21 protein-coding genes and 1 tRNA gene are annotated in these 21,740 nt (G+C 65.1%); 11 read left to right on the plus strand and 11 right to left on the minus strand.

All coding sequences use genetic code 11. From position 1 onward, the window contains the following. Positions 1 to 43 precede the first annotated feature (43 nt). Together LSG43_RS12170 and LSG43_RS12175 are read right to left on the minus strand one after the other, a co-directional pair. Positions 44 to 421 (minus strand): N-6 DNA methylase, encoded by a 378-nt coding sequence (locus LSG43_RS12170; RefSeq protein ID WP_231804463.1) that lies wholly within the window; start codon positions 419 to 421, stop codon positions 44 to 46. A 189-nt stretch (positions 422 to 610) separates the two neighbouring features. Then, positions 611 to 687: transfer RNA gene (locus LSG43_RS12175), tRNA-Met, on the minus strand. A gap of 236 nt (positions 688 to 923) precedes the next feature. On the opposite strand from LSG43_RS12175, the gene LSG43_RS12180 reads away from it, so the two are divergent. From LSG43_RS12180 to LSG43_RS12205, 6 genes are all read left to right on the plus strand, one after another. After that, positions 924 to 1,958: an aldo/keto reductase gene (locus LSG43_RS12180; protein WP_231804466.1), complete on the plus strand. Its 1,035-nt coding sequence runs from the start codon at positions 924 to 926 to the stop codon at positions 1,956 to 1,958. 556 nt (positions 1,959 to 2,514) lie between these two features. Beyond that, a complete protein-coding gene (locus LSG43_RS12185; protein WP_231804468.1) occupies positions 2,515 to 3,153 on the plus strand; it encodes a TetR family transcriptional regulator in 639 nt (212 codons plus the stop codon). After that, entirely contained in the window at positions 3,150 to 4,271 is a 1,122-nt protein-coding gene (locus tag LSG43_RS12190) for an HlyD family secretion protein (RefSeq protein ID WP_231804470.1), read from the plus strand. The genes LSG43_RS12185 and LSG43_RS12190 overlap by 4 nt, the downstream gene beginning before the upstream one ends. Before the next feature lie 3 nt (positions 4,272 to 4,274). Continuing rightward, positions 4,275 to 5,192 carry an ABC transporter ATP-binding protein gene (locus LSG43_RS12195; RefSeq protein ID WP_231804472.1) on the plus strand — a complete coding sequence of 306 codons (918 nt, stop codon included), beginning with the start codon at positions 4,275 to 4,277 and terminating at the stop codon, positions 5,190 to 5,192. Beyond that, positions 5,189 to 6,313 carry an ABC transporter permease gene (locus LSG43_RS12200; protein ID WP_231804474.1) on the plus strand — a complete coding sequence of 375 codons (1,125 nt, stop codon included), beginning with the start codon at positions 5,189 to 5,191 and terminating at the stop codon, positions 6,311 to 6,313. Before LSG43_RS12195 ends, LSG43_RS12200 begins: the two co-directional genes overlap by 4 nt. Before the next feature lie 116 nt (positions 6,314 to 6,429). Further along, positions 6,430 to 7,080 (plus strand): GntR family transcriptional regulator, encoded by a 651-nt coding sequence (locus LSG43_RS12205; protein ID WP_231804697.1) that lies wholly within the window; start codon positions 6,430 to 6,432, stop codon positions 7,078 to 7,080. 27 nt (positions 7,081 to 7,107) lie between these two features. On the opposite strand, the gene cydX is transcribed toward LSG43_RS12205, so the two are convergent. Genes cydX through LSG43_RS12220 form a run of 3 tightly spaced genes read right to left on the minus strand, consistent with a single transcriptional unit; the run spans position 7,108 to position 9,972 of the window. Beyond that, the gene (gene cydX, locus LSG43_RS12210; protein ID WP_231804476.1) at positions 7,108 to 7,212 is read right to left on the minus strand and encodes a cytochrome bd-I oxidase subunit CydX; all 105 of its coding nucleotides are present in this window, start codon (positions 7,210 to 7,212) and stop codon (positions 7,108 to 7,110) included. Between the two features lie 12 nt (positions 7,213 to 7,224). Beyond that, positions 7,225 to 8,373: a cytochrome d ubiquinol oxidase subunit II gene (cydB, locus tag LSG43_RS12215; protein ID WP_231804478.1), complete on the minus strand. Its 1,149-nt coding sequence runs from the start codon at positions 8,371 to 8,373 to the stop codon at positions 7,225 to 7,227. Positions 8,374 to 8,385: 12 nt separating this feature from the next. Further along, complete coding sequence (locus tag LSG43_RS12220) at positions 8,386 to 9,972, minus strand: cytochrome ubiquinol oxidase subunit I (protein WP_231804699.1); 1,587 nt, start codon at positions 9,970 to 9,972, stop codon at positions 8,386 to 8,388. Between the two features lie 336 nt (positions 9,973 to 10,308). Between LSG43_RS12220 and cydD the strand changes: the two genes are divergently transcribed. The 3 genes from cydD (at position 10,309) to LSG43_RS12235 (ending at position 14,752) form a co-directional block, all read left to right on the plus strand. Then, complete coding sequence (gene cydD / locus LSG43_RS12225; RefSeq protein ID WP_231804480.1) at positions 10,309 to 12,060, plus strand: thiol reductant ABC exporter subunit CydD; 1,752 nt, start codon at positions 10,309 to 10,311, stop codon at positions 12,058 to 12,060. After that, positions 12,057 to 13,718: a thiol reductant ABC exporter subunit CydC gene (gene cydC, locus LSG43_RS12230; protein ID WP_231804482.1), complete on the plus strand. Its 1,662-nt coding sequence runs from the start codon at positions 12,057 to 12,059 to the stop codon at positions 13,716 to 13,718. Before cydD ends, cydC begins: the two co-directional genes overlap by 4 nt. 92 nt (positions 13,719 to 13,810) lie before the next feature. Further along, entirely contained in the window at positions 13,811 to 14,752 is a 942-nt protein-coding gene (locus LSG43_RS12235; RefSeq protein WP_231804484.1) for a hypothetical protein, read from the plus strand. A gap of 38 nt (positions 14,753 to 14,790) precedes the next feature. Here the strand turns inward: LSG43_RS12235 and LSG43_RS12240 are convergent, their stop codons facing one another. Genes LSG43_RS12240 through pcaD form a run of 5 tightly spaced genes read right to left on the minus strand, consistent with a single transcriptional unit; the run spans position 14,791 to position 18,429 of the window. After that, on the minus strand, positions 14,791 to 15,849 hold the full coding sequence (locus LSG43_RS12240) for a 3-carboxy-cis,cis-muconate cycloisomerase (RefSeq protein ID WP_231804486.1): 1,059 nt from the start codon (positions 15,847 to 15,849) through the stop codon (positions 14,791 to 14,793). Between the two features lie 6 nt (positions 15,850 to 15,855). Further along, the gene (gene pcaG, locus LSG43_RS12245) at positions 15,856 to 16,467 is read right to left on the minus strand and encodes a protocatechuate 3,4-dioxygenase subunit alpha (protein WP_231804488.1); all 612 of its coding nucleotides are present in this window, start codon (positions 16,465 to 16,467) and stop codon (positions 15,856 to 15,858) included. Further along, positions 16,467 to 17,219, minus strand: coding sequence for a protocatechuate 3,4-dioxygenase subunit beta (pcaH, locus tag LSG43_RS12250; RefSeq protein ID WP_231804489.1), 753 nt, complete (start codon positions 17,217 to 17,219; stop codon positions 16,467 to 16,469). The genes pcaG and pcaH overlap by 1 nt, the downstream gene beginning before the upstream one ends. After that, positions 17,216 to 17,617: a 4-carboxymuconolactone decarboxylase gene (pcaC, locus tag LSG43_RS12255; protein WP_231804490.1), complete on the minus strand. Its 402-nt coding sequence runs from the start codon at positions 17,615 to 17,617 to the stop codon at positions 17,216 to 17,218. The genes pcaH and pcaC overlap by 4 nt, the downstream gene beginning before the upstream one ends. Next, on the minus strand, positions 17,614 to 18,429 hold the full coding sequence (gene pcaD / locus LSG43_RS12260) for a 3-oxoadipate enol-lactonase (RefSeq protein ID WP_231804491.1): 816 nt from the start codon (positions 18,427 to 18,429) through the stop codon (positions 17,614 to 17,616). Before pcaD ends, pcaC begins: the two co-directional genes overlap by 4 nt. Before the next feature lie 142 nt (positions 18,430 to 18,571). On the opposite strand from pcaD, the gene pcaQ reads away from it, so the two are divergent. After that, positions 18,572 to 19,486, plus strand: coding sequence for a pca operon transcription factor PcaQ (pcaQ, locus tag LSG43_RS12265; RefSeq protein ID WP_231804492.1), 915 nt, complete (start codon positions 18,572 to 18,574; stop codon positions 19,484 to 19,486). On the opposite strand, the gene LSG43_RS12270 is transcribed toward pcaQ, so the two are convergent. Further along, positions 19,483 to 20,394: a helix-turn-helix domain-containing protein gene (locus LSG43_RS12270; protein ID WP_231804493.1), complete on the minus strand. Its 912-nt coding sequence runs from the start codon at positions 20,392 to 20,394 to the stop codon at positions 19,483 to 19,485. The genes pcaQ and LSG43_RS12270 overlap by 4 nt on opposite strands. Before the next feature lie 88 nt (positions 20,395 to 20,482). On the opposite strand from LSG43_RS12270, the gene pobA reads away from it, so the two are divergent. Then, complete coding sequence (gene pobA / locus LSG43_RS12275) at positions 20,483 to 21,661, plus strand: 4-hydroxybenzoate 3-monooxygenase (RefSeq protein ID WP_231804494.1); 1,179 nt, start codon at positions 20,483 to 20,485, stop codon at positions 21,659 to 21,661. The last annotated feature ends 79 nt before the right edge of the window (positions 21,662 to 21,740 follow it).

Genomic DNA, 21,740 nt, shown 5'->3' on the forward strand with positions numbered 1-21,740 from the left:
CCACCGGCAGCTCTTAGGAAGTTTGCTCGTGCGGCGTTTATGGCTAAATGAGGGCGCATAGCTGCCGGTCTGCTAGTTCGTGCCGCGATTTATTCTCAATTGAGCGGGGCGTAAAGAACTCACCACCGCCCTTACTCTCTGAACCGGCAAAACCCGACAGGAAATACACATAGACCCGACCGAGAACGTCCCGTACCTTGTCGGTGCTATTGTGCATGCCGATGTTTGAATACAGATCAATCAACTCGCCCAGCATCGTATGGTTGAGCGTGGGTCGCGCATAGTATTTGGGCAGAACGTCCTTCAAGCCCTCGTTAGAAGGCTCCTGCTCGATGGCATCCTTAGCCTGATCGATCAACAGCCCGATCTCGGGACGCTTCGCATTTGCCTGCAAATGCGACCAGCGGGCTGTTTTGGGCACCCAGAAGACGTTATCCCGATGTATTCTTCGGGGACCTCCGGGTCGGCATATTCATCGGCCTCTAGCTGCGCAAAGAGTCGCCAATTGCACCCGGGTTCATCGAAACCAAGCGCCGGGCGTTTTGCGGCCACAGTACGGACACAACAAAAAAGGACCTAACCGCCACCTGGGTTAAGTCCTTGAAATAATTGGTTGCGGGGGCAGGATTTGAACCTGCGACCTTCAGGTTATGAGCCTGACGAGCTACCGGGCTGCTCCACCCCGCGCCAAATCTGTCATTGAATTGCGGCAATGTGTGCCGCTCAGACGCCGCCTATATAGGGGTGCAAATCCGATTTGGGAACCCCCTCCAGCCCCATAGACGACATTTTTTTGACAGTTGTGGAACAGCCGGTGCGTCATCGGGCGATTGCACCGGACGGTTACAAGTTGTAAGCCTGCGCTCGGCTCATCTTGCCGTCTTCCAGCCCCGCCCGGGGCAAAACCATCAAGAGGCTTCGTCATGGAATTTCGCGAACTCGGCCGCACCGGCATATCCGTGAGCCGCATCTGCCTGGGCACGATGACCTGGGGCGAGCAAAACTCGGAGGCCGACGCGCACGCGCAGATCGACTATGCGCTCGAAAGGGGCGTCAATTTCCTCGATACCGCCGAGCTCTATTCCACCCCTGCCCGCGCCGAAACCCAGGGACGCACCGAAGAATATATCGGCAACTGGCTGCAAACCTCCGGCAGGCGCCAGGACGTCGTCATCGCCAGCAAGATCACCGGACCCGGCAATGAATGGATCCGTGGCGGCCGCCCGATCGATGGCAAGGAAGTCGTGGCCGCGCTCGATGCCAGCCTCAAGCGGCTGCGGACCGACTATATCGACCTCTACCAGCTCCATTGGCCCAACCGCCGGCACTACAACTTCAACCGGTCCTGGGGCTTCGACCCCTTCTGCCAGGGCCGCGAGGGGGTTCGCGAAAACATGCTCGAAACCCTCGAGGCGCTGGACGCGCAGGTCAAGGCAGGCAAAATTCGCGCCGTCGGCGTTTCCAACGAGACGAGCTGGGGCCTGATGGAATTCCTGCGGCTCGCCAGGGAGCATAACCTGCCGCGCCTCGCATCGATCCAGAACGAATACAACCTCCTGCGCCGCCATTTCGATCTCGATCTCGCCGAAGTCGCCTATTTCGAGGAAATCGCGCTGCTTGCCTATTCCCCTCTCGGTGGCGGCGTTCTGAGCGGCAAATATCTCGATGGCCAGGTGCCCCGGGGCACGCGCGGCGACGTCGGCGACGTCTGGCGCATGAGCGAACATTCCGAACCTGCCATCCGGGCCTATGTCGAACTTGCCAAAGCGCACGGCCTCGACCCCTGCCAGATGGCGCTCGCCTACTGCCTCACCAAGCCGTTCATGACATCCGTCATCATCGGCGCGACCTCGATGGCGCAGCTTGAGGCCGATATCGGCGCAGCGGACCTGACGCTGTCCGATACCGTGCTCGAGGGGATCGAAGCCATCCACCGCCGCTACCCGCGCACGGTCTGACGCTGCCCCGCGCATGCCTCTTCATCCGGCGGCCCTTGGGTCCCGGGTATCAATAAGCGTGGACGGTATGCGGCGAGACGCGCCTCATACTGAAATATAAAATAGCGAAGCGAGCCTCGCCGCATACACCCGGGATTTTCGGCTTATGGCGGCGTCCCGGGCTGGGGTTTGTCGTAACCTTTTCCCTGAGAAGAAAAGGCTCGGTGCCCCTCTCCCTTTCGGGAGTACGACGGGGATATCAGTCCCCGTCCGGCCTCTGTCCGCTTTGGGCCTTCCCCGCAGCGACCCGCGAGGAACCCGGACCGGACCCGCCCAAACGTTCGTTGCGCTCGCGCCCATCAGAAGCGGGTCCGTACAGAGCAGAATAGCCCGGGTTGCCAAGGCGGGGATAAGTTTGTCGCGAACACGCTCGGCAGCGCGTATCCCCGGCGTTGCGCCTCGCCTCCTCGGCCGGGGTGGTGGGCACCGCAGGAGATACTGGCGCGCCACCCACCCCTGGACATCCCTCGTTATCTTCTTTATAAATTACTGACCAGTCAGTAATTAAGTAGACGCCATGGCAAAGAACCCCAAATTCAAGCGGCGCAAGGATGCCCGGCCCGACGAGATCGTTGAGGCCGCGCTCGAAGTGTTTGCGCGGCGCGGCTACGCCGCCGCGCGGCTTGACGATATCGCGGCGCGGGCCGGCGTCTCCAAAGGCACGCTTTATCTCTATTTCGAGAGCAAGGAATCGTTGTTCGAGGCCGTGGTAAGCCAGTCCTTTGCGCCCAATATCGAAAAGGTCCGCGCGGCCATCGCCCTTGCCGACGGGCGCATCGGCAAACTCTTGCCCACGCTCCCGCCCGTTCTCGCACACATCATGGAATCGGTTCCCGTCGCCGCGATCGTCAAGATGGTGATCGGGGAAAGCCAGAACTTTCCCAACATCGCGCGGTCCTGGTACGAGGTGATGGTCAACCCCGTTGTCGGCCTCGTGACCCAGACCATCGCAGACGCGCAGGCGCAAGGCGAGATCCGGCCCGGCGACCCGCGCAACTACGCGGTCCAGATGGTCGGACCGATTTTCATGTCCTTCATCTGGAACTCCGTTATGGCCCCGGTGGGCGCAGAGCCTTTTGATATCGAAAGCCTCGCGCGCCAGCACATCGAAACGATCATGCGCGGCGCCTTGCTCGATCCGGAGGCCGCGCCATGAGCCACCGCCTGCGCCCCCTCCTTGCCATAGTCGTCTTCGCGGGTCTTGCCTATTTCAGCTTTTGGTACTTCACACGGCCCGTCGAACCGGCGGTCCTCAACGGCTATATCGAGGGCAATACGCTCTACCTCGCCGCGCCGGCCGCCGCGCCGCTCCGCTCTCTTGCCGTCGCCGCGGGCGACCGGGTGAACGCAGGCGATCCGCTCTTTTCGCTCGACGAGACCATCATCAACGCCCAGATCGCGCAGGCCGAAGCCGCCATCGGCGCGGCGGAAGCCCGACTCGACGACGCACGAGCGGGCGAGCGCCCTGCCGAACTCGCGGTCTTGTCGGCAAGGCGAGACGGCGCCCAAGCCGCCTTTGACGAGGCCCAGACCGAGCTCGGGCGCATCCGCGAACTCGTCGAGCGTGGCACGATGGCCCAGGCGCGGCTCGACCAGGCGCAGGCTGCAGCCGATACCGCCGCGGCAACCCTCGAGCAGGTGACGCGCGAGCTTGCGGCCGCCCGGCTCGGCGCCCGCCAGGGGCAGATCGACGCTGCCGCGGCCAATGTGACGCAGACCCGGGCAGCGCTTGCCGAAGTCGAGGCCCGCCACGCGCAGATGAGCCCCGCCGCACCCGCTGCCGGCCGCATCGACGAGGTCTATTTCCAGGTCGGCGAGTGGGTAAGCGCGAACCAGCCGGTCGTCGCGCTTCTGCCCGACGACGCCGTCCACATCCGCTTTTTCGTCCCCGAACGCGACCTACCGCTTTACGCCCCGGGCACCGAAGTGACCTTCGCCTGCGACGGCTGCAACGCCCGGATGAGCGCGACGGTAACCTCTGTCAGCGCCGAGCCCGAATTCACCCCACCGGTGATCTACAGCCGCGACAGCCGCGGCAAGCTCGTCTTCGAGGTGGAGGCCAGCCCCGTAGCGGCCGCCGGCCTCGCGCCTGGCCAGCCTGTCGACGTCCTGGCGCTTGCGCACCCCGAAGCCCCGCACGAGGGGGTAGATGATGGCTGGGCGTCGCTGGGCCGGCTCGGGGACATGGTCGTGAACGGGTTCGAAAACCTCCTCCCGCGCGAACCGCGTGCTCCGGACCTCGACGACGCCGCGCAAGCCGGCGGGGAGCCGTGAGCCATGGCCGACGCCATCGTTGTCGAAAACCTCAATAAGAGCTTCGGCGACAAGCACGTCGTCCGCGACGTCTCGCTGACGGTCGCCGAGGGCAAGGTCACGGGGTTCCTTGGCCCCAACGGCTCAGGCAAGACCACGACGATGCGCATGCTGTGCGGCCTTCTGACCCCCGACAGCGGCGCGGGTTCGTGCTTCGGGCTCGACATCGTGCGGGATTCGCGCCGCATCAAGCGGCTGACCGGCTACATGACACAGAAGTTCTCGCTTTATGAGGACATGACCATCGAGGAAAACCTCATGTTTGTGGCCCGTGTCTACGGCATGACCGACCGGCGCAGGCGCGTCACTGAGGCGCTGGTCAAGCTCGGGCTCGAGACCCGCCGCCGTCAGGTCGCGGGCGCGCTTTCGGGCGGATGGAAGCAGCGGCTCGCCCTTGCCGCCGCGACGCTCCACGAGCCGCGCCTGCTGCTCCTCGACGAGCCGACCGCCGGCGTCGATCCCAAGGCCCGCCGTGAGTTCTGGGACGAGATCCACGCGCTCGCCGCCGAAGGCCTGACCGTGATGGTTTCGACCCATTATATGGACGAGGCCGAACGCTGCCACGACATCGCCTATATTGCGTACGGTCAGTTGATCGCCCGCGGCACGGTCGACGAACTCGTCGACCGTTCGGGACTTTCGACCTATGTCGGCGAAGGCGCCGGAGCCGACCGGCTCGTCGCCGAGTTGGCCGGCCAGCCCGGCGTCGAGATGGTCGCCCCCTTCGGCTCCTCGATCCACGTGAGCGGCCCGGACGCCGAAGCCCTCAAGGCCGCCATCGCGCCGTTCGACAAGGCGCCCTACACCTGGCACCCCGGCCGCCCGACCATCGAGGACGTGTTCATTCACCTGATGAACCGCTCGGAGGACAATTTCCAATGATCTCCGGCACCCGCATCACGGCGGTCATGATCAAGGAGTTCATCCAGCTCACGCGGGACCGGCTGACCTACGCCATGATCCTGGGGGTGCCTATCATGCAGTTGCTGCTCTTCGGTTTCGCCATCAATACCGACCCGCGCGACCTGCCTGCCGTCCTACTCGATCTCGACAACTCCGCCTATTCGCGCTCGGTCGCCGCCGCCATCCGCAACACCGGCTATTTCACCTTCACCGAAGAGGCCCGGGGGCCCGAAGACATCAATGACGCCATCGAAACCGGCGCCGCCCAGTTTGCCGTCACCATCCCCGCCGACTTCTCCCGGCGCGTGGTGCGCGACAACGATCCGCAAGTGCTCGTCGAAGCCGACGCTTCGGACCCCACCACCGTGGGCAGCGCACTGGCTGCGCTCGCCAACCTGCCCACCCAGGCGCTCGCCCACGACCTTTCGGGCCCCACCGCCCGCGCGCCCGCCGTGCCGCCGTTCGAGATGGTCATCCACCGGCGCTACAACCCCGAGGCGATCACCGCCTACAACATCGTGCCGGGGCTCCTGGGCATCGTCCTGACGATGACGCTGGTCATGATGACCGCCCTAGCCCTCACGCGCGAGCGTGAGCGCGGCACGATGGAAACCCTGCTCTCGACCCCGGTCGAACCTATCGAGGTGATGATCGGCAAGCTCGCGCCCTATGTCGGGATCGGCTTCATCCAGACCGTCATCATCCTTGTCCTCGCCCGCCTGATTTTCGGTGTGCCGCTTTCGGGGGGATGGGATGCGCTGATCCTCGGGGTGCTGATGTTCATTGTCGGCTCGCTGGCGCTAGGCTTCCTCTTTTCCACCGTCGCCAAAAGCCAGCTCCAGGCCATGCAGATGTCGGTCTTCTACCTCCTGCCCTCGATTCTCCTCTCGGGCTTCATGTTCCCCTTCCGCGGCATGCCCGAATGGGCGCAGGCGATCGGCACGGCGATCCCCGTGACCCACTTCCTGCGCGTCGTGCGCAGCGCGCTCCTCAAAGGCGTCGGCATGGCCGATACCTGGCCGAGCCTGGCCGCGCTCGCGATCTTCGTTTTGGTCGTTTCCGCCGCGGCTATGAGCCGCTACCGCACAACACTTGATTAATTTCGCGTCACGGAATAGCGGTTGATCAATCGCGCGCCGCAATCCTCCGCGCACGCATCAGGGATGACGCTTTGACCGGAGAGCCTTCCGCCCGCAAGGGCACGACGGTAGACGATATGGTCCGCGCGATCGCCGAAGCGATCGTTAACGGCGAATGGTTACCCGGCGCGCGGCTGGACGAGCACGGGCTTGCTGCGCGATTCGAGGTGTCGCGCACGCCGGTCCGCGAAGCGCTGAGCCAGCTCGCCGCCATGGGACTCGTCGAACGCCGCCCCAACCGCGGCGCAGTGGTTGCGAGCATCGGGGACGACCGGCTCGTCTCGATGTTCGAAACCATGGGCGCGCTCGAAGCCGCCTGTGCCCGCCTCGCTGCCGAACGCATGACCGTCGTCGAACGCGCCCGCCTTGAAGAGGCCCACCTGGCCTCGGCCAACCATGTCCGCACCAGCGCCGTCGACGCCTATGAGGCCCATAACGCGCGCTTCCACGACCGCATCTGCGAAGGCGCGCATAACGGCTATCTCGCCGAACTCGCAATGCTCACTCGCGCACGGCTCGCCCCCTTTCGGCGCGCGCTTTTCGCCCATCCTGAACGCCTCTCGCAGTCCTACGAGGAGCACGACGCGATCGTCACCGCCATCCTGCGCGCCGACGCACCCGGCGCCGAAGCGGCGATGAGGGCGCACCTCGCAGTCTTCGACCGGCGCCCCGACACCGCCCAGCGTCCGGCGGACGCCGTAAGGATAGCGCCGCGGCCGGTACCATAGCAAAGCGGCACCGGAAGCCGCCTGCGTTCAGCGCTTCTCGCGCCTATCCTCGCGCATTTCGAACCACAGCGCGTTCAGGATTGCAAAGCTGCACGCCAGCCCCACGCCCAAAATCCAGGAAAAATACCACATAGCGAATTCTCCTCAGTACGCGTTGGGGTTTTTCGAAACGCTGTCGCCGCTCACCGGCCCGCTCATCACCTTATAGACCCAGCTCGTATAGGCGATGATGATCGGCATGAAGAAGGCCGTCGCGACCAGCATGACGAACAGCGTCAGATGGCTCGACGACGCATCCCACACCGTGAGGCTCGCATCGGGATTGTGCGACGACGGCAAGAGGAACGGGAACATCGAGAGCCCCGCCGTCGAGACGATTCCGAAAATCCCGACGGCGGAGGAAAGGATCGCGACAATGTCGCGCCCGGTTCTAAGCCCCGCAACCGCCAGGGCCATCCCGGCGAAGCCGAGGACCGGCGCGGCGATCGTCCAGGGATGCACGCCATAATTGACGAGCCACGCCCCGGTCTGCCGCGTCACCGCTTTGGCGAGCGGGTTCGACCCCGCATCGGTCGCCACCTGCGAGGTGATCGCATAGCCCTCAAGCCCAAAGGCGACCCAGAGCCCCGCAAGCGCAAAGAGCACGATTGCGGCGAGCCCAGACCACTGCCCGTAACGCGCCGCGCGCTCGGCGATCTCCCCGCTCGTCCGCTTCGCGATGACCGATGCGCCGAGCGTCACGACCATCGAGACGCTGACGAGCCCGGCAACCAGCGCGAACGGCCCCAACAGCCCGAGGAACGATCCCTGATATGAGGGCCGCAGCGTCCTGTCGAGGTCGAACGGCGCGCCCTGGAGCACGTTGCCCATCGCCACACCGAAGATCAGCGCCGGCACGAAGCCACCGATAAAGAGCGCCCAGTCCCACACTGCGCGCCAGCGGTCGTCAGCGATCTTGCCGCGGAATTTGAACCCCACGGGCCGCAGGATCAGCGCCAGAAGAATGACGATCATCGCGAGGTAAAAGCCCGAGAACGACACCGCATAAAGCGGCGGGAAAGCCGCGAAGATCGCTCCGCCCCCGAGGATCAGCCAGACCTGGTTGCCTTCCCAGGTCGGCCCCATGAGGTTGATGAGGACGCGCCGCTCCTCGTCTGTCCGGGCGACGGCGGGCAATAGCGTACCGATCCCGAGATCCATCCCGCCCATGATCGCGAACCCGATCAGCAGGACGCCGAGCAGAGCCCACCAGATGAGGCGGAGGCTCTCGTAGTCGATGGGAATATAGTCCATTGTCCTTGCTCCTTATTCCGCGGGGACGGTCCGCGCGCCGCGCGCGTCTTCGGCTTCGGTCACCTCGGGCTCGCCGCTCAGAAGCGCGGCATAGTCCTTGGGCCCGGCCTTGATCGCCTTGACCATCAGAATGACCATGATGATCGCGAGCACTGTGTAGAGCGTCACGTAGAAGGTGAGGCTCAGAACGAGGTCGGTCACCGTGAGGCTCGAAGCCGCGTAAAAAGTCGGCAACACGCCCTCGATGGCCCAGGGCTGTCGCCCGTATTCGGCGATCACCCAGCCCGCTTCCGCCGCGAGCCACGGCAAAGGCAGGACCGCTACGGCGGTTCCCAGGAACCATTTGTGCGTCAAGAGCGTCCCGCGCGAAGCCTTCCAGAAGGCAAAGGCGAAGAATGCGATGAAGAAGAAGCCGATCCCGACCATCAGCCGGAAGGTCCAGAACAGCGGCCAGACGTCCGGCACCGTATCCTGCGCCGCCATCGCGATCTCCGCGTCGGTCGCATTTTCGATGTCGTCGCGATACCGTTTGAGCAGGAGCGCATAGCCGAGCGTGTCCCAGCTTTCCACGATGGTCTGCCGCGCCTCGGTATCCTCGGGATTATCCTGGAGCGTCGCGAGTGCCGTGTACGCGCCGATCCCCTCGCGGATGCGCTCGTCGGCATGCTCGATGAGGTCTTCGATACCCGGCAGCTCGGTATCGAACGAACGTGTCGTTATGATACCCAGAACCCACGGAACCTTGATTTCGAAGGTTTCGCCATTTCCCAGCGGGAACGCGACAAGGCTCAGGCCCGCCGGCGCCGGCTCCGTTTCGTACATCGCCTCTATGGCTGCGATCTTCATCTTCTGGTGCTCGGTCGCGACATAGCCGCTTTCATCGCCCAGAACGACCACAGAGAGCGCTGAGGCCAGCCCGAAGCTCGCGGCCACGACCATGGACCGTTTGGCCAGCTCGAGATGCTTGCCCTGCAGCGCAAAGAGCGCCGATATGCCGAAAACGAATACGGCACCGACAACGTAGCCGGCGCTCACCGTGTGGACGAATTTCGCCTGCGCCACGGGGTTGAACACCACCGCCATGAAATCGGTGATCTCCATCCGCATGGTATCGGGATTGAACACCGCGCCGACCGGATACTGCATCCAGCCGTTCGCAATGAGAATCCAGAGCGCGGAAAAATTCGCGCCCAGCGCCACGAGCCAGGTGACGGCAAGATGCCCGACCTTGGAAAGCCGGTTCCACCCGAAAAAGAAAAGCCCGATGAAGGTTGCCTCGAGGAAGAAGGCCATAAGCCCCTCGATGGCAAGCGGTGCCCCGAAGACGTCGCCCACATAGTGGCTGTAGTACGACCAGTTCATCCCGAACTGGAATTCCATGACGATGCCTGTCGCCACGCCCATGGCAAAGTTGATGCCGAAAAGCGTACCCCAGAACAGCGTCATCTTGCGCCAGATTTCGCGCCCCGACATCACATAGGTGCTCTCCATGATCGCCATCATGAAGGAAAGACCGAGCGTGAGGGGGACAAACAGGAAGTGGTAGAGCGCCGTGGCCGCAAATTGCAGGCGCGACAGATCTACGACGAGTTGATCGATCATGAGAACTTGCCCCTGTATCTCTGGCAGGCATTATGGCCCGCCATACCGGGGTGGTAAACGCGCCAGAGACGCAAGCATTGATCCAAATCAATGCGATAGCGCACCGCAGACGCGTTCCACCGCGGTCACGCAACCATCCTAGCGCCCCGAACTTTGCGCCGGGAAGACGTGGGGATGTCGCGCGGCATGCTGCCACGGGGGACTTGATCCACATCAAAGAACGCCCCCAAATTATCCCCTAATCGATTGGACGGCTGCATAAGCGTCCAGCAGCTAGCCCCTCTGCCTCCCCCTCTCTCCTTCGGGCAGGGGGGCACCAAAAAAAGGACCGCTATGCCGGAGGTCCAGCACAAAGACGACGAACGCTCACAACTGCGAAGGCTGAAGGGCCTGCGCGCCAGGGGTGGGGCGCACGCGACCCTTGCCATCGTCGTTCCGCTGATCTCCGGCACCCTTTTGGTGCTCCAGGCCGTACTTCTCGCCAATGTGCTGGGCCGGACCGTCCAGGGCCATGCCCCGCTTTCCGCCGTCTGGCCCATGATTCTCGGTATCGCCTGCCTGATCGTCCTGCGCGCAGCGCTCGGTGTTCTCGCCGAACAGGCCGGCCAGATCGGCGCGGAAAGGATCAAGTTCTCGCTCCGGCGCGAGCTTTTCGGCCACCTCCTCGACCGACGCCGCGCGCTCGGCCTCGCCCCGGCCTCCGGCGCCGTCACCGCCGCGCTCGTAGATCAGGCCGAAGCACTCGACCCCTTCTTCGCCCGTTATATCCCTGCCATGGTGAATGCGGCCATCCTGCCCCTCGCCTTTGCCGCGATCGTCGTCCCCGTCGACTGGCTCGTCGGGCTGCTGTTCCTCATAACCGCGCCTTTGATCCCGCTTTTCATGGCGCTGGCGGGCTGGGGCGCGCAGGCCGCAACCGACCGGCAGGCCAAGGCCCTCGCCGCGCTCTCAGCCCACTTCGCCGACCGCCTGCGCGGCCTTTTGACGCTTAAGCTTTTCGGCCAGGCCGATGCTGCGACCGTCGCCGTCTACGACGCGAGCGAAGCGTTGCGCCGCCGCACCAACGCAGTCCTGCGCATTGCCTTTCTCTCGTCGGCCATCCTCGAATTTTTCGCCGCTCTCGGCGTTGCCGGCGTCGCGCTCTATGTCGGGCTCACCTTCCTGGGCTTCATCCCCATCCATCCCGGGCTGACACTGACCGGCGGGCTTTTTGCACTCATTATGGCACCGGAGGTCTATAACCCCCTTCGCCAGCTCGCCGCGCATTACCACGACCGCGCCGCTGCCAGATCCGCGCTCGCCGAAATCGAAGCACAGTTCGCCTGCATCGATACCCTCTCCGCGGCGGCAGCGGAGGCCCCCGCGCCGGTTGCCGCCGGCCCGGCCGCACTCGACGTCAGAAACCTGACGATCCGCACCGAAACCGGCCGCGCCATCCTCGAAGGACTGGATCTTTCGCTTGCCCCGGGCAGCCATCTCGCCATCATGGGCGAGAGCGGCATCGGCAAATCGACGCTCGCGCGCGCCATCACCCGGCTGCTCGACCATGAAGGTACGATCGCGATAGACGGCACGCCACTGGCGGCCATCGATGAATCGGCTTTACGCAAGCGCGTCGCGTTCATCACGCAAAGGCCGCGCATTTTTTTCGGCACCATCGCCGAAAATATCGGGTTCGCTGCGCCCGGCGCGCCGCCCACCGCCATCCGCCTGGCCGCCGACCGCGCGCACGTAAGCGCATTCGCGGATATGCTGCCCGACGGGCTCGATACGCGCGTGGGCGAAGGCGGCGAGGGGCTGTCGGGCGGACAGGTTCAGCGGATCGCGCTGGCGCGGCTGTTTCTGACCGACCCCGGCCTCATCGTTCTCGATGAACCCACAGCCCATCTCGATCCCGAAACCGAAGCGCGGGTGCTCGATGACATCTTCGCCTTCGCCCAGGGCCGCACCCTGATCGTTCTCACCCACGCCCGCGCTGTCGCCGTCCGTGTCGACAAGGTCATGACGCTGGCGGGCGGCAAACTGTTCCCGACCGCGGTGCGGCACGAAGATTCGGCCGCACCGTCCCGGGGGCACCAGGCATGAAGGCGCTTCTCTTTTTCGCACCGCTCCTGCGCCCCCACGTCAGGCGCTTCGCACTGGCGCTGGCGCTTTCGCTCATAACCCTCGCCGCCGGCACGGCCCTGCTGGGCGTCTCAGGCTGGTTCCTTACCGCCACCGCGCTCGCCGGCGCCGTCTCGTTCAATCTCTTCGCTCCCTCCGCAGCCGTCCGGGGCTTCTCCTTTATCCGCATTCTCGCACGCTACTTCGAAAAGCTCGTCGGACACGACGCGACGCTCAAACTCCTCTCCACCATAAGGCAATGGCTCTTTGGCGCGCTCTTCCCGCGCCTGCCCCTGCCGGATCGTTCACTGCGCCACGGCGATCTTGTCTCGCGCCTTACCGCCGACGTCGACGCGCTCGACGAAATCGTTCTGCTCGCCATCGGCCCGCTTCTTGCCGCGCTCATCCTCGGCGGCGTCATGAGCGCAATTCTTTTCGCGCTCCTGCCCGCGGCCGGTTGGATTTATCTTTCCGCCCTCCTCGCCGCCGCCATCGCGCTGCCGGCCCTGCTCGCCGCCGCAACCCGGAAGACCGGCGCGGCCCTGGTTACGGCGGCTGCGGACCTGCGCACCCACGTCCTCGACGCCATCGCCGGGCACGACGACATCACCCTTTTCGGCCGCAAGGACTACGCCGCCGCCCGCTTCGCCACGGCCGGCGAAACGCTGAGCCGTCTGCGCCGCCGCCAGGCGCTCGCAACCGCTCTCACATCCGGCGCGGTCGCGGCACTGACCGGCCTGGCACTCGCCGCAATACTCTATTTCGGGCTCGCAGCGTTCGCGCAAGGCGCACTTTCGGGGCCGGTTCTTGCAGGACTCGTCTTCGGCGTCATGGGCAGTTTCGAAGCCACCAGCGCCATCGTCCGTTCCGTCGGCAAGTTCGGCACGGCTGCCGCCTCGGCCCAACGCCTCCACGCCATCGCGACCCTCCCCCCGGCCATCCGCGAGCCGGCCCGGCCCGTGGCACTTCCCCCTGGCACCGATATCGTGTTCGAAAACGTCGGCTTCGCCTACCCGGAGGGCGAGCCGGTCCTTGAAGCCCTCGACCTCACGCTCGCCCCGGGCGAACACGTCGCCATCGCCGGGCCCAGCGGCGCGGGCAAATCCACCTTACTCAACCTGCTCCTTCGCCTCGCGGACCCGCAGCAAGGCCGCATCGCAATTGCCGGCGCCGACATCCGCGACGTCAGCCTTGCAAACCTCCACGCCCGCATCGCGCTGCTGAGTCAGGACAGCCCGGTCTTTTTCGATACCGTCCGCAACAACCTCCTCATAGCCCGACCCGAGGCAACCGACGCCGAACTCTTCGCCGCGCTCGCAACCGCCAGGCTCGACAATACGATCCGCGCCCTGTCCGCGGGTCTCGACACCATGGTCGGGGAGACCGGCGCGACGCTCTCGGCGGGCCAGCTCCGCCGCCTCTGCCTCGCGCGCACGCTCCTTTCCCCGGCCGCAATCGTCGCGCTCGACGAGCCAACGGCCGGTCTCGACCGAGAGACCGAATTGGCGTTCCTTTCCGACCTCCCCCGTGCCCTTGCGGACCGTACGGTGCTCCTCGTCACCCACGCCGCCCTGCCGGCGGGACTGAACCTCCGCACCCTGACCCTTGCCCGTGGCTCGTTGACCGAAACGCGGCCCTGAGGACGTTGCATCGGGCTGGATCATCGCGTAAAGGTAAACATGAGCGACCTACTCATATAAACTTCTATCCAGATCGGCTGCCCGCGCGCACCATGGCCTCACCCCAACCGTACCCGCACGCGACCCCGATCCTCGACGCCCCAACGCCGCAGGCCTGGGCACAAACCCATTTCGCCGGGCTTTTTCCGTATCATTTCACCGCGCCGCCCGGCACCCGGCACACCCGCGTGACACTCCCCGACCTACTCGCCGAGGATGCTGCGATCCTGCGCAGCTTTCACGCCCGGCTCGTCGAAAACCGGGCGCCGGCACCAGCCGCCGCGACCTATATGGCCGCATGGTTCCCCGGCCGCGCCACTGGCGCGCTCGCCTACAGCCTCATCGCTGCGGATGCAGGCTTCCTCATCACGCCCGAAGCCGCCCAGTGGTATCTCCATCCCGGCGGCTGGCCCGACCGGTTCGAACTCGTCGGCCCCATCAAGGCGATCGTCGCCCCGGACCATCCCTGGGCCGGACAAAAGGCCGTCGAGATCGTCCCGTCGCGTCGTGAACGCCACGCCCGCGTCATGGCCGCGGCCATCGCCACCATGACGCCGCTCGTCGAAGCGCTCGCAACCCTCTCCCGCGCCAAACCCAAAAGCCTTTGGCCCGAAATCGCCGACGGCATCGCCAGCGCGCTCACCTATCAAGAGCATATCGCGATCACCGAGGACCGGCTCGATACGCTGCGTGCGCTATGCGCGCTCCCCGGCATGCCGTGGAAGCGGCAGCCCCACATCGAAAAGCTGCAAACGCGCTTCGGCGCCGCGTGCGCCACCCACAAATCCGGCTGCTGCCTCGCCTATACCGAACCCTATACGGAGATTGCGGACGTCGATCTGCTCCCCAGCCAGATCGACTACCGGAACGCTTTCCCGGAGCCCGCCTGCGCCCCACGCTATTGCGACACGTGCCGCTTCCGCGACAGGGCCGACAGCCTCGCGCGCCAGCTCTGGTGGCGCGAGCGCGAACACGCCGACAGGTTGGAGGGCTAGCGGCAGCACCCGGTTCGTGCAGCGCGCGACGAGTGGGTCTACGCGCCCATCCCCTCGACCGCCCCCAGCAATCTCTCGGCCAGAAGCAACCCCGCCCCGGTCGTCATCAGCATCTGCGGGAAAGCGAGCCATTCGAGCGTCCATGCCGCGCCCGAGCGCTCCTGCTCGTGCACCATTGCCTGCCCCATGCCCGAAACCAGCGTACTGTTGTACCGCGAAAGACCCACCAGCACCTCGGCGGCGACGGGATTGGATTTGTGCGGCATCGCGGACGATCCCCCACCGCCCGCAAGCGCGATCTGCCCATCCCCGGCAAGCGCCATGAGCGCGATATCCTGCCCTATCTTACCCAGCGTGCCGGACACCCCGGCGAGCCACGACGCGCATGCGAACATGCCGTCACGCTGGCTGTGCCACGCCTTGTCCGGCGCCCAAAGCCCCAGCTCCGCCGCCATCAGCGCCACCACCTCGCCGGCCTTTTCGCCGAACTTGGCCCTGTCGCCCACCGCGCCGCCCAATTGCAGGACGAGCACCGCTTCCCGAACCGCCGCGAGCCGATCGATATGCCTTTGGAGCGGCAGCCGCCAATCCGCGATCCGGCCGGAGACTGAAATCTCGAGCGCGTCCTGCATCCGCGTCCGCGCCATCAGCCGGTTGCCCCCGAACCGACCATCGAGCACGCCCAAGGCCTCGACGATACGCCCCAGCCGGTCCTCGAAAAGCGAGAGGATCGCCTTGAGCCGGACCATGAGGCTCGTATCGATCACGTCCTGGCTCGTCGCGCCGAAATGCACGTATTCGCGATGCGCTTCGGGCACCGCGGCGCGCAATTGCCGCACCCATTCGACGACCACCACCCCGTCGCGCGCGGCCGCTATGCGGATATCGCCCCGGTTGGGGACGAATTGGGCACACGCCCCGGCAATCGCCGGCCCCGCCTCCGCAGGAATAAGCCCCGCCGCCGCCTCGGCCCGCGCCAGCGCCGCCTCGAACGCCGCCATGGCATCAAGGTCGGCCGCAGCGCCCAAATGCACGGACACCTCGTCATCGCCGAGAAGACCCGAAAGGAGCGGATGGTCGAAGGGGGATGCGGTCATGAAGGATCAGACGTCAAAGAACACCGTCTCGTTCTCACCCTGGAGATGGATGTCGAACCGCACCGTATCGCCCTCGCGTTTGCCGATCAACGTAGCCTCGCGCCCGAGCGGCCGCGCCATGGCGAGCACGGGGTCCTGGGCGTTGGCCGTCTCCTCGTCGGAAAAATACATCCGCGTATGAAGCCCGATATTGATCCCGCGCGCGACGATCCAGAACGTGATGTGCGGTGCCATCGTCGCGCCGCCCGGCCCGGGCACCGGCCCCGGCTTGATCGTCTCGAAGCTATAGCGCCCGTCGGTATCCGCCGGGCAGCGCCCGAAGCCGGTGAAGTATGGATCCGCGCCCGCCCGGTGCTCTTCGGGACTGTTGAAGATCCCGCCCGCATCGGCCTGCCAGATCTCGACCACGCAATCGCCGACAGGGTTCCCCCCGCCATCGATCACCCGGCCGGTCACCGTAATCCGCTCCCCGCGCACGCCATCCGAAACCATGGTCTTGCCCAGGTCCTCGGGATATACTCCGGTGATGCCGCAAAAGTTCGGTACCGCGCCGATATGGACGTAGGGACCCGCGGTCTGCGACGGGGTTTCCTTGAACTGGTTGAGCGCCTGGACCATCAGTTCCCCTCCGCACGGTTTTCAAAGAACGTCGAGCGCCGCCCCCGCAGCACGATGTCGAACTTGTAGGCAAGGCTGTCCATCGGAATCGAATTGGCCCAATCCAGCGGTGCAGTCAGTTGCTCGACGGCCCGCTTGTCCGAAATCGTATTGAGGATGGGGCACTTGGCAACCATCGGATCGCCCTCGAAATACATCTGCGTAATGAGCCGCTGCGCGAACCCCGATCCGAACACCGAAAAGTGGATATGCGCCGGCCGCCAGTCGTTGACCCCATTCGGCCAGGGGTACGGCCCGGGCTTGATCGTACGGAAGTAGTAATAGCCTTCCCGATCGGTGATCGACCGCCCGAAGCCGCCGAAATTGGGGTCGAGCGGAGCGATATAGGACTCCTTTTTGTGGCGATAGCGGCCCCCGGCATTGGCTTGCCAGTATTCCACCAGCACATCGGGCACCGGGCGTCCCATCTCGTCGAGCACACGCCCGTGCACGACGATCCGCTCGCCGATGGCCGACCCCCCGGCCTTGGCGAAGTTGTGGATGAGGTCGTTGTCGAGTTCGCCAAGCATGTTGTGCCCGAAGGCCGGCCCGGTCTTTTCCGAGAGCGTGCTTTCGAACGCGATCAGCGCCTTCTTGGGCGCCCGCAGCACCGTCGACTTATACCCCGGCGTATCCGCCGCCGGATGCCAGTTCCGGTCGCGCGCCGGAAACGGCGCCGCTTCCTTGCGCCTGTTGGACAACGTTTCGTTCATGCCCCCGCTCCCACATCTTCAGCCAAAATATCGCGGATGATACCGATCGCATGGTTGGCCGCCGGCACCCCGGCATAGATCGCCACATGCATCATGACCTCCTGGAGGTCCGTCTCGCTCGCGCCCGTGCGGCGGGTGGCGCGCACATGCATCGCCATTTCCTCATAGTGCCCCAGCGCCGCGAGCAGCGCGATCGTGACGATCGAGCGCTCGCGCTTGCTCCAGGTCTGCCGCGACCACACATGCCCCCAGGCCGCCTCGGTGATGAGCGTCTGGAACGGCGCCTCGAACGGCGTCGCACTTTCCTGTTTCCGGTCGACATAATCCTCGCCCAGAACCGCCCGCCGTGTGGCCAATCCCTCCTCGTAGCGCGCCCGCGCGTCGTGCTGCTCGCTCATGCCTCTTGTGCTCCTTGCTCGGAAAATGCCGCTTCCGCGATATCGCGGATGATCGCGCTCACGCGCTCGGGCGCCTCGACGCACGGGATGTGCCCGACCCCTTCGATGAGATGAAACTTTGCGCCCGCGATGTGGTCGGCAAACGCGCTCACCAGATCCGGCGGCGTCGCGCCGTCGGCACTGCCCACGATGCAGGCTGCCGGCACCGCGATCTCTCCGGCTTGCGCCTTCATGTCGAAATCCCGTATCGCCGCGCATGTTCCTGTATATCCGTCCACCGGCTGGCGCAGCAGCATGTTGCGATAGCCCGGAAAATCACCGCTCTCACGCTGCCGGAATCCCGCGCTGAACCAGCGCTCGAGCACCCCCTCGGCAATCGCTTCCAGCCCTCCGGCCTCGACGGCTGCGATCCGGCGGTCCCAGAACGCCGCGTCGCCGATCTTGGGCGCGGTATTGGAAAAGACGATCCCCGCCACAAGTTCCGGCATTCTGGCGTAGACCGCCTGCACCACCTGTCCGCCAACCGAAAGCCCGCAAAAGACGGCCTTGCCGATGCCGAGAAACGCCAGAAGCGCGATGAGATCGTCCGCGTGGTCCTCTATTCGATAGGGTGGCGTGCCGAGATCGGAAAGCCCGTGCCCGCGCTTGTCGTAAACGAGCACCGCATAGTCGCTTTCGAGCGCCTGGACGACATCGTCCCAGATCCGCAGGTCGGTCCCGAGCGAATTGACCATCACGATCACGGGCTTGTCGGCCAACAGGCCCGACAGCCGGTAGTGGATCGTCACATCTTCAAGTCGCGCAAACTGCAAACCGCGCACCTCCTTTTGGTGCCGCTATAATGTTAGCGGCAATCGGTATTGTAAAATGAAACATCCAGCCATAATCATAACCGCTCAGTGATGAGATGGCGATGCGCCCATCCCCGTCCTATGCCACGCGAAAAGAGCGCCCATGATCGACAGCCGCGTCCGCTTCCGCCACCTGCGCACCTTCATCGAAGCCGCGCGCCAGCGGTCCATCGGCAAGGCCGCAGAGGTCCTTCATGTCACCCAGCCAGCGGTGTCCAAAACCATCCGCGAACTCGAAGAGATCCTCGGCGTCAAGCTCTTCGAAAAGGAAGGTCGGGGGGTGCGCGTCACACGCTATGGCGAGGTCTTCCTGCACCACGCCGGCGCCTCCATCGCCGCAATCCAGCAGGGCATCGACAGCCTCGACCGCGGCAATTCCGGCCCGCCGGTCCGCGTCGGCGCACTGCCGACCGTCTCGGCCCGCATCATGCCCCGCGCCATGGCGCTGTTTCTCAAGGAAGATACCGACAGCCCCATAAAGGTTGTGACCGGCGAAAATATGGTGCTGCTCGACCAGCTTCGTCTGGGCGTCCTTGACCTCGTCATCGGCCGCCTCGCCGCGCCCGAACACATGAGCGGGCTCCATTTCGACTATCTTTATTCCGAACAGGTCCGCTTCGCCGTCCGCAAGGGCCATCCCCTTCTCGCCGCGGCGCGCTTCGACTTCGCCGCGCTGCGCGACTATATCGTGCTGATGCCTCCCACCGGCTCGGTCATCCGCCCCTTCGTCGACCGCTTCCTGCTCTCCCAGGGTCAGGCCAGCTTCCCCCGCGCCATCGAAACCGTATCGGATTCCTTCGGCCGCGCCTTCGTTCTCGACTACGACGCGGTCTGGATCATTTCCGAAGGCGTGATCGACCGCGAACTTGCCGCCGGCCGCCTCGAACTGCTCCCCGTCGACACCGCCGACACAAGAGGCGCCGTGGGCCTCACCACCCGCGAAGACACCCCCACCAACGCCTCGGTCGATATCCTGACGCGGACGCTGCGTGAAACGATCGCTGAGCTGGGGCTTTAGGGTGAACGTGGGGGTTGCGCACCCTCTCTCGCTCTATCGTCGTCCGCGGGCTTGACCCGCCCCCGAAACGTCGTCGGCGCCGTGCCCGCCCGCCGCGCGAAGAACCGGCTGAAATATGCCGGATCGGAATACCCCAGCAAAATCCCGATCTCCTTGATCGAAAGCGCGGAAAACTGCAGATACCGCTTGGCCTCGAGCACCACGCGCCGCTCGATCACCGCGAGCGCAGAGGCGCCGAACACCCGCCGGCACACGCGGTTGAGGTGCGTCGGCGTGATCCCAAGCTTTCCCGCATAAAACGGAACTGCCCGGCTCTCCCGGAAATGCGCATCAACCAGAGCCTGATAATCCCGCGCCAGCATTTCGGCCCTGTCGCCCTTGCCCCCAAGCCCGGCGCTGTCCAGCCGCCAGATCGCGAGCAAAAGCAGCATCAGCCGCGCCTTGAGCGCCGCGATCTGCCCCGGCGCCTCGCGGTCCGCCTCGACGACGAGACGCCGCACCGCGTGATCGATCTCCCCCTCCACCCCCCGCGCCGCGAGGTTGGCGACGATCCGCGGCCGCATCACGTCCTCGACCATTTCGGACACATCCGCGAGCACCGCGCGCACATCCCGCGCAAAAAGCGTCAGCACCACGCCCTCGACATCGGGGCTGAACCGGTACGAATGGACGATAAGCGGCGGCACGGTCACGAGCGACGCCCCCGTCAGCGTCCGGCTCTCCTCATCGATCGCAACCTCCGCAACCCCGCTGGCCAGATAAAGGACCTGGAAAAGCTGCTCGTGCCGGTGCGGCGCGATGTGAAAGCCGTAAAGCTGCGAGCGCGAGGTGATCGTCTCCCAGTGCAGCCAACTCTCGCTGCCTGTTTCGCTTTCCCCGTAGAGCGCATATGTCGGGATGGTATTCATGTTCGGATAATCCAACTCTTTGTCCGCCCTGTCCATTGGAAAATCCCCACCTGCCACGCATTCTCCGGCCGAACACGGAGGAGAGATCATGCGCACACAGGTTGCGATTATCGGCGCCGGTCCCGCCGGGCTGACGCTCGGGCGCCTGCTTGAAAAGGCAGGCATCGACGCGGTGATCCTCGAGCGCAAGAGCGCCGACTACGTCCTCTCGCGCATCCGCGCCGGCGTCCTCGAACAGGCCTCGGTCGAACTCCTCTCCTCGGTCGGCGTCGACGAGCGCATGAACGCCGAAGGCATCGTGCACGAGGGTGTCGAGCTCTCCTTTGACGGCGACATGCTGCGCATCGATTTCGAGGGCCTGATCGGCCGCCACGTCATGGTCTACGGCCAGACCGAAGTCACCCGCGATCTGATGGACGCCCGCACCCGATCCGGCGCCAGGACCGTCTACGAGGCAGAGGACGTCGAAATCCTCGATTTCGACGGCGCCACCCCCAAAGTCCGCTACAAAAAGGACGGTGAGCCCCACGAGATCGCCTGCGATTTCATCGCCGGCTGCGACGGCTTCCACGGCGTCTCCCGCCAGTCCGTGCCCGAGGCCGCGCTCAACATCTACGAACGCGTCTATCCCTTCGGCTGGCTCGGCGTCCTCGTCGAGCAACCGCCTGTCGCCGACGAACTGATCTACGCGCACCACCACCGCGGCTTCGCGCTTTGCTCCATGCGCAGCCACACCCGCTCGCGCTACTACGTCCAGGTCGACGCGAGCGAGAAGGTCGAAAACTGGTCGGACGAAAAATTCTGGGACGAACTGCGTGCCCGCCTCAACCCCGAGGTCGCCGAGGCGCTCAAGACCGGACCCTCGATCGAAAAATCCATCGCCCCGCTACGGAGCTTCGTTGCCGAACCAGTGCGCTTCGGCCGCCTCTTTCTCGCCGGCGACGCCGCCCACATCGTGCCCCCGACCGGCGCCAAGGGCCTCAACATGGCGATCCACGACGTCGGTCTCCTCGCCGCCGCGCTCGCCGAGCATTACGCGGAGAAATCCGACGCGGGGATAAATGCCTATTCGGAGAAGCTTATCGCCAACACGTGGCGCACCGAACGCTTCTCGTGGTGGATGACCCAGCTGCTTCACACCTTCCCCGAAACCGGCCCCTTTGGCCGCAAGATACAGCGTGCGGATTTCGATTACCTCCAGGCCTCGGTTCACGCCCGCCGCGCACTCGCGGAGAACTATACCGGGTTCCGGCAGGAGGCCGGCTAGCGCCGCGGATCAGACCGGTGGCGCAGGCGTCCGGTCTGTTGAAGGTGCCCCTTCATCTGACCTAATGGCCGCTCGCCTG

The sequence above is a fragment of the Pelagibacterium xiamenense genome, assembly GCF_021166475.1.
Taxonomy (GTDB): Bacteria; Pseudomonadota; Alphaproteobacteria; order Rhizobiales; family Devosiaceae; genus Pelagibacterium; species Pelagibacterium xiamenense.